The organism is Nitrosomonas sp. TNE100, from assembly GCF_055387135.1.
Window position 1 is genome coordinate 2476014 of sequence record NZ_AP040997.1, and the last position, 11691, is coordinate 2487704.

Annotated in this window: 12 protein-coding genes and 1 other RNA gene; 2 read left to right on the plus strand and 11 right to left on the minus strand. The window is 48.5% G+C overall.

Annotated elements, in window-relative coordinates; all coding sequences use genetic code 11:
* Positions 1 to 61: 61 nt before the first annotated feature.
* Positions 62 to 350: RNase P RNA component class A (gene rnpB / locus ACZ5EJ_RS11845), an RNA gene on the plus strand.
* 97 nt (positions 351 to 447) lie between these two features.
* Here the strand turns inward: rnpB and ACZ5EJ_RS11850 are convergent.
* From ACZ5EJ_RS11850 to ACZ5EJ_RS11885, 8 genes are all read right to left on the minus strand, one after another.
* Positions 448 to 1689, minus strand: a complete 1242-nt coding sequence (locus tag ACZ5EJ_RS11850; protein WP_074684585.1) for a porin — start codon at positions 1687 to 1689, stop codon at positions 448 to 450.
* A 323-nt stretch (positions 1690 to 2012) separates the two neighbouring features.
* The gene (recQ, locus tag ACZ5EJ_RS11855; protein WP_011635483.1) at positions 2013 to 3632 is read right to left on the minus strand and encodes a DNA helicase RecQ; all 1620 of its coding nucleotides are present in this window, start codon (positions 3630 to 3632) and stop codon (positions 2013 to 2015) included.
* Positions 3629 to 4039 (minus strand): RNA-binding S4 domain-containing protein, encoded by a 411-nt coding sequence (locus tag ACZ5EJ_RS11860; protein WP_074456184.1) that lies wholly within the window; start codon positions 4037 to 4039, stop codon positions 3629 to 3631. The genes recQ and ACZ5EJ_RS11860 overlap by 4 nt, the downstream gene beginning before the upstream one ends.
* Positions 4036 to 4911, minus strand: a complete 876-nt coding sequence (locus tag ACZ5EJ_RS11865; protein WP_464557201.1) for a sulfite exporter TauE/SafE family protein — start codon at positions 4909 to 4911, stop codon at positions 4036 to 4038. The genes ACZ5EJ_RS11860 and ACZ5EJ_RS11865 overlap by 4 nt, the downstream gene beginning before the upstream one ends.
* Complete coding sequence (locus ACZ5EJ_RS11870; protein ID WP_464557202.1) at positions 4877 to 6559, minus strand: bifunctional protein tyrosine phosphatase family protein/NAD(P)/FAD-dependent oxidoreductase; 1683 nt, start codon at positions 6557 to 6559, stop codon at positions 4877 to 4879. The genes ACZ5EJ_RS11865 and ACZ5EJ_RS11870 overlap by 35 nt, the downstream gene beginning before the upstream one ends.
* Before the next feature lie 110 nt (positions 6560 to 6669).
* Positions 6670 to 7095: an ArsR/SmtB family transcription factor gene (locus tag ACZ5EJ_RS11875; RefSeq protein ID WP_464557204.1), complete on the minus strand. Its 426-nt coding sequence runs from the start codon at positions 7093 to 7095 to the stop codon at positions 6670 to 6672.
* Entirely contained in the window at positions 7092 to 7559 is a 468-nt protein-coding gene (locus tag ACZ5EJ_RS11880) for a YeeE/YedE family protein (protein WP_074456186.1), read from the minus strand. The genes ACZ5EJ_RS11875 and ACZ5EJ_RS11880 overlap by 4 nt, the downstream gene beginning before the upstream one ends.
* Before the next feature lie 29 nt (positions 7560 to 7588).
* Positions 7589 to 8017 carry a YeeE/YedE family protein gene (locus tag ACZ5EJ_RS11885; RefSeq protein WP_464557206.1) on the minus strand — a complete coding sequence of 143 codons (429 nt, stop codon included), beginning with the start codon at positions 8015 to 8017 and terminating at the stop codon, positions 7589 to 7591.
* Positions 8018 to 8124: 107 nt separating this feature from the next.
* On the opposite strand from ACZ5EJ_RS11885, the gene ACZ5EJ_RS11890 reads away from it, so the two are divergent.
* The gene (locus ACZ5EJ_RS11890) at positions 8125 to 8988 is read left to right on the plus strand and encodes an MBL fold metallo-hydrolase (protein WP_074456188.1); all 864 of its coding nucleotides are present in this window, start codon (positions 8125 to 8127) and stop codon (positions 8986 to 8988) included.
* Positions 8989 to 9072: 84 nt separating this feature from the next.
* On the opposite strand, the gene ACZ5EJ_RS11895 is transcribed toward ACZ5EJ_RS11890, so the two are convergent.
* The 3 genes from ACZ5EJ_RS11895 to ACZ5EJ_RS11905 are packed head-to-tail and all read right to left on the minus strand — an operon-like array spanning position 9073 to position 11606.
* Positions 9073 to 9657 carry a peptidoglycan L,D-endopeptidase MepK gene (locus ACZ5EJ_RS11895; RefSeq protein ID WP_011635491.1) on the minus strand — a complete coding sequence of 195 codons (585 nt, stop codon included), beginning with the start codon at positions 9655 to 9657 and terminating at the stop codon, positions 9073 to 9075.
* 58 nt (positions 9658 to 9715) lie between these two features.
* Entirely contained in the window at positions 9716 to 11287 is a 1572-nt protein-coding gene (locus tag ACZ5EJ_RS11900) for a L,D-transpeptidase family protein (protein WP_242500180.1), read from the minus strand.
* Positions 11259 to 11606, minus strand: a complete 348-nt coding sequence (locus ACZ5EJ_RS11905; protein WP_240142229.1) for a hypothetical protein — start codon at positions 11604 to 11606, stop codon at positions 11259 to 11261. Before ACZ5EJ_RS11905 ends, ACZ5EJ_RS11900 begins: the two co-directional genes overlap by 29 nt.
* Positions 11607 to 11691: the final 85 nt, after the last annotated feature.

Here is an 11691-nt window from a genome sequence, read left to right on the forward strand (position 1 = left end):
CCTGGAACACAGATTCAATCATCTGTGTGTTTAATTTGTGCCTCTGTTAGAATCAGTGCGGGAAGTCGGTCAGACAGTCGCTGCCTGGTAACAGGGAGAGGAAAGTCCGGGCTCCACAGAGCAGGATGCCGGTTAACGGCCGGCCGCCGTGAGGTGAGGAACAGGGCCACAGAGACGAGCGTATTAAGTTACGGTGAAACGCGGTAACCTCCATCCGGAGCAAGATCAAATAGGCAGATGATGACGCTGCTCGCCGAGTCTGCGGGTAGATCGCTTGAGCATACGGGTAACGGTATGCCTAGAGGAATGACTGTCCATGACAGAACCCGGCTTATCGACCGGCTTCCCCCATAAACAACTTCAATAACAGATTTAAGCAACTTCAAAAAGAAAAAAGGGCAGAGTAATCTGCCCTTTCCTACAGTGTGATTAACTAATTGTTAATAATTAGAAATCGTGGCGAACACCGACTGTGTAAACGTTACGGTCAGCATCTACGCCAGGAGCAAGATTTCTATCTTTTACCCAAACGCGCTGATAACCACCAAACAGGCTGGAGCGACGGCTCAGGTTATGAATCACACCGACGGTAATGTTTTCAACGTTACGCTTGGCATAGGTTCCAAATGGCTCAGTAGCCTCACCAGTTTTCTTGGCGACAGCCATACCCCCTTGTGCAACCAGCATGGTGTTACCAATAGTGTAATCTGCACCAACGATCCACAGACTACCGTTACCATTCGGGTTCATAGCGGAGTTACATTGGCCACGACCGTTGTTACCTAGAGCGTTAATATCTCCAAATGCTGCAGCCTGGGTACAAGTAGCTGCCCCACCAAATGGGTTAGCATCAATTACATGCTCATACTGGCCACGCAACCGGAAATCAGCCACGCTGAAAATTGCACCACCACGCCAGATTTGCTCATCTTTTACACCATATGATTTCTGGAATTTACTGACATTATCCCGGGAATAGGCACCAAACACATCTACGCCAACGATATCAAATTGTCCGCTGTATTTAGCGGCAGCCTGGAAATCCCATTCGCCGTTTTCACCACCGGCATTCTCACTGCCAATAGCAGTGGCAGAGCCAGGAAGTCCCATAAAATTACTAGCACCCGTTGGGTCAATTTTGTCGGCATCACCGGGCATCAACAAACCGGCTACGGAGAAACCTTCCACTACTGGTGAATCAAAACGTACTGCACTTTTGACGAAACCGTGCTCACCAGAACCATAACCATTGGCGGAAGAAACCATCAAACCACCGCTACCATTGGCGTGCAGACTGGTTTCAGCAAAGGCATCAACCGTAAGGCCACCGGCGAAATCACGCAACACGGATTGAACGCGACCAAATTTGAGTTCACCCCATTGATCACCACCTAATCCCACCCATTGCTCACGTGCGGTGTTATGAAGATCTCCTCCCGGATTGAGTGCATATTCGATACGACCCAGCGCACGCAGCCCCATACCCAGATCTTCAGCAATCTGCAGACCCCAACGGGATTGCAGTGCATCATCCGCTACAGCGGTCTGTGCATTGAATCCGTCAACATCAACAGTTGCATACTCAGCCTGCAAGCGGCCGAAAATGGTGACATGTGTACCATCGGCAGCGGCAGTGAGCGGAACTGCCATCACGCCAGCGATTGCCAGTGCCATCAGTTTTTTATTCATTTGAAACTCTCCTTAAAGAAAAATATCTGGATCAATAAAGATGGACCTTGATTCTCTATACATCTACATTCTTTACTACTTCCGTTCCTGCCTGATCAGAGGTGTTGCATATCGCATACTTTTCCGAACAGAAGGGTTGAACGGATTGTGCCCAAGCAGAATCTGTTGTGCAACACCAAACCCGATTTTTATACTTTTTTCACTAAATTATGTTGTGTTATTGCAACACTCTGGCTCTATTCATAAAAAAATCTGTTTTTTACTGTGTATAAATCGGGGGAAAAGCTGGATCGTCACAGTCCAACGGACCCAAGAAGAAGTATTTACCGGATTTCACATACATCAGGCGCAGATAAACCAATGGGAGCTTGCTGGTGTGAAGCAGAATGATGATAAGGTGACAAACGCAGCTTTATGCGGGTTTCTCCACGCAAAATACCTCTGGCCGCCGGTGCGAGCTGCAGGGTAAACCGTTCCCCGCCAGCAGTGAAATAACCCAGTGCCAGCAGGTGTCTGAATACGATGCGCCAGCCTTCGATGCTGAGTTCATGACCAATGCCGAAGGTGCTGACGCGATCATGTCCCCATTGCCTGATCCGGTTGGTCTGTTTTCCGGTCAGGACATCAATCAGATATTCCATGCCAAAATTCTGACCTGTCCGGTAAACGCAGGACAGTGCTTTCTGGGCAGCAAGCGTGACATCCTGAACGGGAGTGGTGGTCAGGCAGGCATCACAATTGCCACATGCCAGTTCACTGCTTGAATCAGATGGTTCGCCAAAATAGTCAAGCAATCGTGTTCTGCGACAGGCGGTTGTTTCACACAGCGCCAGCAACGCATCCAGCCGGGCAGTAGCGGCTTGCTGGACTGGAATGGATATTTGTCCTGCGTTGGATTCAGCCTGATAACGCAACCGGATAATATCGCTTGGCCCATACACCATCCATGCATCAGCCGGCAGGCCATCCCGCCCGGCCCGGCCGGTTTCCTGATAATAGCTTTCAATACTTCTGGGCAAATCCAGGTGCGCAACAAAACGGATATCCGGTTTATCAATCCCCAGCCCGAATGCCGAGGTAGCGATCATGACAATGCCGTTCTCCCGCAGAAATTTTTTCTGGTGTTGTGTGCGTACAGGTGTTTCCATACCGGCATGGTAGGCAAGCGCCGGAATGTGATTAGCATTCAGCCAGGCGGCTGTTTCTTCAGTTTTTTTGCGGGATTGGCAATAAACGATACCTGCCTCGCCGGGATGCTGATTGCGAATAAAGTTTAACAGCTGTCGCCGGCTGTTGGATCGGGCGGTAATGCGGTAGCAAAGATTGGGACGATCAAAACTACTGATGAAAGCACGTGCCTGGCCTAACTCAAGACAACGCAGAATATCGGTGCGGGTTCTGGCATCAGCGCTGGCAGTCAGGGCGATACGCGGTACGCCCGGAAATTTCTCCGGCAGCATTGAAAGCCTGCCGTATTCTGGCCGGAAATCGTGCCCCCACTGGGAAACGCAATGCGCTTCATCAATAGCAAACAGGGCAATGGGAATACGCTGCAGCAGCGCGTGAAAGCGGTTGGTCAGTAATCTTTCCGGTGCAACATAGACCAGATCGTAGTTGCCCGCCAGCATGTCTTGTTCGATTACTGCTGCAGCTTTGGAAGTTTGCGTAGAATTAAGATATGTTGCCCGCACACCGCGTTCATGCAATACAGAGACCTGATTTTCCATCAGTGCAATCAGTGGTGAGATGACAATGGCCACGCCATCCCGCAATAATGCTGGCAGCTGGTAGCATAACGATTTACCGCCACCAGTCGGCATTAAGACCAGGCAACTGTTTCCGTTTGCGATATGGGTAATGATTTCAGCCTGCTGCCCGCGAAATTCGGTGTAACCAAAGATTTCTCTGAGCAGAGTTTGTGCACGGACAGCCAGGGAAGTCATTTCCCGTCCATAAAGCGCTCCAGGTCGCGCCGCACACGCTTGGTCGGCCGACCTTTACCAGCGTAACGCGGTGGCGTTGGCTGCGATTTGAGCTCTCCTGCCAGCATCTCGCGCGCTTGTCGGCTTTCTTCTGTTTCTTGATAAAGTAGGCGAGCTTCCGTAGCAGATCGACGCTGATTGGACAATGCCAGCACTTTCACCCGATGATGATACGGCCCGATGCGAATATCGAGCATATCGTCTACGTTCAGGATTCTGGATGGCTTCACCCGCATGCCGTTAATTTGCACCTGGCCACGCTCAACCGCATCAGCGGCTTGCGAGCGCGTCTTGTAAAAACGGGCAGCAAACAACCATTTATCGATGCGGAGTTTCTCATCTGTGGCCTGTGCACTCTTTTCAGTCATGGCATATCCGGGGTGAATAGGTCAATAAAAAGCATAAGCCCCTTGATAAGCATACTGAGCGCAATGCACCAAGTCAGAATAGCGAAACCACGTTCCAGCTTGGCTTCGTCAAAACTGTGAGCATAGTGTTTGCCGATCAGCGTACCGGCAACTGTACCTGCGGTAAAAGGTAAAGCAAGCGGCCAGTTCATAAAGCCCATGGAGGTTGCCGAAATAACGCCCGTCAAGGAGATTAGCGCTGTAATGGAAAGCGCGGTGGCAATCAGGGTTTTCATGGATAAATCTGAGACTTTCCTTAGCGCAGGAATGATGATGAATCCCCCTCCCACACCGAGCAAACCGGATAGAAACCCGGTTGCAGCACCTGAAACCAGCAATCCTTTGGCACAGGGAATGGTCCATATCAAACGGCCGCTTTCCAGATTGAGCTGACAAGGTGGAAAAACAGCTTCTTCCGGCTGTGCAGCAAGATTACTCTTGCGATACATGTACAAAGCCGCATATGCCAGCACAGCAGAAAACAATACCGTCAGCAATGCATCAGAAAACTGCTGCGCCACCCATACTCCGGCAGGCGTAATCAGCATACCAGTACCCGCAATGAGACCAGCTGCCCGGTAGCGAATAATTCTTTGTCTGAGGGATGAATAAGTGGCGACTGCTGCTGATACGCCCACTGACAGCAACGCAACCGGCGCGGCTTCCGCTACGGTTACGTTCAGGCCAAAAATCAGTAAGGGAACGGCAATAATGGTGCCACCGGAGCCGGTTAGCCCAAGTACAAACCCCGTAAAAATACCCGGCAAAATACCCAGCCAGTGAACTTCCATACAGAATCTATTTGGATTCAGTGGATCCAGCCAGCCACTCACGTCCTTTCAGCAGACAATCCCAGTATACCCATGGGAAAAGATTAACTTTCATCCACCAGTATAACTTTCTGGCAATAACCGGGTTAAGCGGAAAAGTTGGCAGCAATTTTCCGCCATAACCAAATTCTGCCAGAACCACTTTGCCATTTTCGACGGTCAACGGGCAAGCGCCGTAACCATCGTAAACCGCGCGAAGTTCACGTCCTTCTTTTGCTGCCAGCAGATTTTCAGCAACGATGACCACCTGTTTTCTAACCGCGGCTGCTGTTTTAGAGTTAGGAGCAGAACAGGCATCACCCAGTGAGAAAACATTGGAGAAGCAAGTGCTTCGCAGTGTTTTGGGATCAACCTCACAGAATCCGGCAGCATTTGCCAGTGGACTGTTGCTCAAGAAATCCGGCGCGACCTGGGGTGGCGTGATGTGCAGCATATCGAACGGCTTATTGACACGGGTAACTTCGCCTGCCTCATTCTTGATTTCAAAGGTAGCAATTTTTTCCGGGCCATTGACCTTGACCAGATTGGAATTGAACACCAGCCCGGCATGATATTTATGAACATACTCCATCAAAGGCGGCACAAACTCGGGAACCCCAAACAAAACTGCTCCTGCCAGATCGAATTCGACATCGATTTTGTCCAGAACGCCATGACGCTGCCAATAATCACAAGATAAATACATCGCTTTCTGTGGGGCTCCAGCACATTTGATCGGCATTGGCGGTTGTGTAAACAGCGCCTTACCACCTTTAAGCTGTTGTACCAGTGACCAGGTATATGGTGCGAGATCGAACAGGTAGTTAGAGGTGACGCCATTTTTGCCAAGTGTTTCCTGGGCACCTTCTATTTTTTCCCAGGCCAGGCGAATACCTGGACATACGATCAATTGACGGTAGCCAACGGAACGGCCATCTGCCAGATGAACCAGATTTTTTTCAGGCGCAAATTCGGATGCTGCTGCCTTGATCCACTCTGCGCCATGTGGCATGACATCAGCTGTATTGCGAGCGGTCTGATCAATAGCATACGCGCCGCCACCGACCAACGTCCAGGCAGGTTGATAATAATGTTTCTCGCTTGGTTCAATAACGGCAATACGTAGGGATGAACGCCGACGCAGCAGGCTTGCAGTTACTCCTAGACCAGCTGATCCGCCGCCTACCACCACAATGTCAAAAACATCATCCCAGTTGCAAGCTGCGACTGTTTCGGTCTGACGTTTATCTGCCGGTTCACAATAAGTTTCGGCTACATCCTCCACTTTTTCTTGTGTGCCAGTACTGGCAGATGCTGTAGAAGCGCCGGTATTGCGAGTGTACAATGCCTGGGCACGATTACCCGAACCGCAAAAAGCCAGTACCGGGCCAGGCAGTGTTTGCATCAGTTGGTGAAAAGCAGAACATTTTTCATCTGAAACCTGGCCAACTTCAACCGGCATATAAGCAAACTGCAACCCAGCCGCCTTCGCTGCGTTCTCCAGTGCAGTGCGAGCTGGCTGACTTTCTCCGCCTTCTCCATCGGGGCGATTACAAATAATCGACTTGTAGCCCGCAGCCGCAATGCCAGCGATATCATCCACGCTAATCTGGCCAGTGACTGCTATTTTTTTATCCAGTTCTTTCCATTTTGTTTCAGGGGTGACACTCATAATGATTTCTCCTTACTTTTGTTTTTTATTACTGTCGATTTGATAGCGGCTTCGTATCGGTATGTAGTGTAACTGCTCCAGAGACTGCTCCAGAGTTGAATTCCAAGAGCTTAATCCTGCTCTTGCGGATGCCGTTTGTCAGCGTGAACATTGCTGGTGGAACGACATGATTCGTCGCAACCATTTGTGTCATCTGAAATTGGGTAATTTTCATTTCCGCAGTATAAATCAAACAGTGTGCTTATGATTTGCACTGCTTCCCGGCTGGCAAGACTGTAATAAATATATTTTCCCTGGCGTTCCGTGGAGACAAGCCTTTCCTCTCGCAACACAGTAAGTTGCTGCGACAAGGTAGGTTGCCGGATACCCAGTAATTGCTCCAGTTCGCCGACATTCTTCTTTCCCTGTATCAACTGACACAGGATCATCAGCCGGTCTTCATTAGCTAGAATTTTTAGTATGGAACAGGCTTTGATTGCAGCAGCCTTTTTTTCCACCATGGCCGACAGAGCCTGTTGCAGATATGAATCTATCATTCTCTGCCAATATTTTTTTGTTGTCGATCATTTGGTTTTGAAACAGCCTGACGGTATTTTTCCAGTCGATCGAAAATGATCATACCCAGCAACATAGCCACCATAAATATGATGGCTCCGGAATGACCCGATGCAGCCAGAACCAGACTTGGCCCCGGACAAAGACCTGCCAGTCCCCATCCTGCACCAAACAACAGACTGCCCAGGATCAAACGGCGGTCAATCGTATGGGAAATGGGCAAATGAAGCGGTGCGGACAATAGCGTTTGGCCACGTTGTTTTGCTGCCCTGAAAGCAAGAAATCCGATGCTGATCGCGCCCAGCATGACAAGAGCCAGTGAAGGATCCCAGGATCCGGCAACATCCAGAAATGCTAATACCTTTGCAGGATCTGTCATGCCAGAAAGGATCAACCCCAGACCAAAAATAAAACCGGAAAGCAATGCAGCAATTAAGATAAGCATATATTTTCCTCTCAAAATTGAATGCAACGCTAGCTCAAGCTGTGGCGAATAATGTAAACCACGCCCATTCCCATGGCCATAAACGAAATTGTTGCCACCACTGAACGTGGTGAAAGACGCGATAGACCACAAACGCCGTGACCGCTGGTACAACCAGAACCATAACGAGTCCCAACTCCGACCGCCAACCCAGCCAACGCCAGCATTGCATAACTGGTTTCGACATGAACTGGAGGCAGTTCGCCCAGCCAGCGCCATAACCACGGAGCGAGCAATAATCCAATAACAAACGCCGCTCGCCAGGCAAGATCTCCTTTACGTAATTCGATCAACCCGCCAACGATACCGGATATGCCTGCAATCCGGCCTGCAACGAGCAGCAGCAGCGCAGTTGCCAGGCCAATAATCATGCCGCCTGTGAATGCGCTAACCGGGGTAAATGATTGCCAGTCAATCATAAGTTTTCCTCCTTGACAGATAAATTATCCTAACACATTATATATTTTTATGATTTAATGTTTTATATATTAAATTATTTGAATACAAACAATCCAAGGAGATGATGATGCAACCCAATATCCAAGCTTTCTTTGATCCTGTTACCGGGACAATCAGCTATGTTGTGTTTGACAAGCCGGGAGGGCGTTGCGCCATTATCGACCCGGTACTTGATTACGATCCCAAATCCGGGAGAACAAAACATCACTCCGCCGATGTGTTGATCAAATTTGTGTACTCAAAGAAGTTGACGACGGATTGGATACTTGAAACCCATGCGCACGCTGATCATCTTTCTTCAGCGCACTACCTCAAGCAGGAACTAGGGGGGAAAACAGCCATAGGCAGCCGGATTCCCGACGTGCAGCAGGTATTTAAAAAGCTGTTCAACATGGGGGCAGATTTTCAGCCGGATGGCTCGCAATTTGATCATCTGTTTGATGACGGTGACAGCTTTGAGGTGGGCGAACTCAAGGGTAAGGTGATTTTCGTACCTGGCCACACACCGGCTGACCTTGCTTATCAATTCGACGATGCAATTTTTATCAGTGATACGATGTTTATGCCAGATATAGGGACGGCACGTGCCGATTTCCCCGGAGGCGATGCCCGGCAGCTTTATCGATCTATCCGCAGGTTGCTGAATAATTATCCACCGGAAACAAGATTGTTCATGTGCCATGACTATCCACCCGGTGACCGCCCGGTACAGTGGGAAAGCACAGTCGCTGACCAGTGTGCCAACAATATTCATGTACACGACGGTATCAGTGAAGACGAATTTGTCGCGATACGTACCACACGTGATGCCACATTAGATGTGCCGGTACTGATTCTGCCATCCGTTCAGGTCAATGTGCGTGCCGGCCAGATGCCACCCGCTGAAGATAATGGCACTGTGTATTTGAAAATACCGATTAATGTATTGTAAGCAGGTTTATGTGAACACCTGGTCAGGAAACTGGCCGGGAAGAATGTACCTACAGGAGTTTTTGATCAATCAGAAGTTTTCTAGTTACCAATAGCGAACGTTACCGGTATCAACATGGATAAAATTTGATTCCGGGTAGTAGCCAACGCCTCCAACACGCATCGACATGGCCGCACGTCGCAACGCATTAAGTGGAACACCGGGCAAACGAATATCTATTGCCTTACCTTGCATATGCAGGCTTTTTTTAGCTACACCGTGGCTTTTCGCTGCGAGGGTAGCATTGGTAGCCGGCGATCGATACCCAGAAATTACCTGAAATTCTTTTGAGCTGCCTGTTTTATGGTGCAGATGCTGGATCAGATCAAGCAATCCTGGATCAATCGGGTGACGTTCACCGGAACGATGGTCGCGCAATACTTTAGCTATCGCCTGCAATGCTTCCGGAATATATTTTCCCTGCTCCCAGTAAGCTGTCCTGATTCTTTCTCCGGTATGCAGATTTAACAAGGACAGGCGTTTTTCATAAATACGGGGGGAATTGGCAGCATTGGCTGCCGGCATGGCAAATAGTGCACATGCGCCTAAACTGGCTTGCAACAGTCGCCGCCGACTGTTGCCATGTGCGGTAAGTGTTTCCAGATTGTCTGCAATGATAAGTTTGGACATTGTTATCCTCCATGATCGTGCCAAATTAAAAAGACTGTCATAGACACTTTTCCGGCTGTTACCAGTGGGCGTATGCCAGCGCCCGTTTGTCACGCCCGTAGACATCGGATGAAAAGTAAACTTCGCCCTGCTCATCGCTCCAAGCGGTCAGATACAATAAATAAACAGGTATTTTTTCAGGTAAATGCACGGTTTGTGTCTTGCCACTGCTGATTTTTTCAGCAATATCGGCTTGTTCAAATGATTGCCCTAAGACAAACTCTGCCAGTTGCAATGGCTTCTCCAGACGGATACAACCCGAGCTGAAAGTACGAATATCCTTCTGAAACAGATATTTGGAAGGCGTATCGTGTAAATAGATGCTGAAAGGATTGGGAAACATGAATTTGATAGTGCCCAGTGCATTTCTTCTACCAGGATCCTGGCGCAAGATATAAGGAAGAGATCTGCTGGTCGAATGCCAGTCGATAAAATCAGGATTCAGCTCGGATTCATATTTGTAATCGGAAAATACCCTGATTCCCTCGGAAGCAAAATAATCCGGGTTATATCTCTGTTTTGGCAGTAAATCCTTGCGTGCAATGCTGGCAGGCACATTCCAGTACGGGTTAAGAACCAGGTGAGTAATTTTGCTGTTGAAACTTGGTGTTGAACGATAATCGCGCCCGACAACTATTTTCATATCCAGCACGCGCACATTCTCCTGGACTGCCACCAGATTAAATCCGGCAATATTGACCAGGATATAGCGATCACCGAGTTTCCTGGGCAGCCAGCGCAATCGTTCAAGCGTGATACGCAACTGCTGAACATGCTCTCCTGGCGTTATGTTCATGGCTCGCCGGGTATTTTTACCAATAATGCCATCTGCATTTAATCCGTGTTGACGCTGAAAGGCCTTGACCGCTATTTCCAGCTGATCATCATAAAACTCGCTATCACTGACAACAATACCATATTCCGGTTTTTCAAAAATATGATATGCCTCCTGAATACGTTGACGTACCTGTGGAATAGAAGTATGCCTGGTATGCGGGCGAATCAATGAAGTTTCCTCCGGTATCCTGGTCCATATGGTATCGGCAGCAACCAGTGTACGAAATTTGTTCAACAGTTGTTTGAGCGAACGGTATTGTGGAATATCAGGTGGCAAATCTGCAAAGGCCTGTTCCAGTTTTCCTGAAGTGAGTGCTTGCTGCAGAAACGTTACCGGATCAAATTGCTGTTGTGGAATGTGCCAGTCCGGATCAGCCAGAGAAGCCGTCAGCCGGCCACTGTGCAAATCATGGGCAAGCGCCAGCAATGATCGGGTTGTATCCAGTTCGAGTAGTAGGGAAATTGGATCAGAAGTTTCGTTACGAAGTTTTCGTAAGGATTCAATATGGTAATCATTGCTGGAAAGCCCTTCTTCATCAGCCTGCCTAATAAGCACTAACGCAGTGTCCAGCAAGACAGCAGAATGACCAGCCAAAGTCCAGACTGGTTGATAATCACGTTGCGCATAAAATCGCTGCAGGTTTATCTGTACCGCACTATCCTGATTGTTCTGAATATTTTTTGCCAGTTGTTCGCGTATCGATTCTGCGCTGGCAATCCAATTTTCAGCAATGACGGGCAAAATCGTAAACATCAGCGCAAGAAAGGTTAAATACCGCGCTGCCGCTGAAGGATTGATCCAGAACTTTTTGGAATTTTGAATAAATAACAAAAAAATATTCCTGTATTCCCGGTTTAAAAGGGCCATTATCAGACAGTTTTCCCTCTGTACCCAGAGCAGTTTTTAAAAGATATTTTGTAAAGATATGTTTTTTATCATACCTACCCGGGTTGATAAAATGAAAATCAAAAGGATAAATCTGAAAGCTATTGGCCGGTTTTCTGACTGCCGCAAACACAGGCCAAACAAAATCAACAGAGCTGTAATCCAGGCCTGGCGAAGCTGTACGCAATAAGACAACCTTTCCGGAAAAACTTCATTATACTAACCTCCTCAGCAGATAAACGGGGTTCACGTAAACTTATAAAAAACCCTTT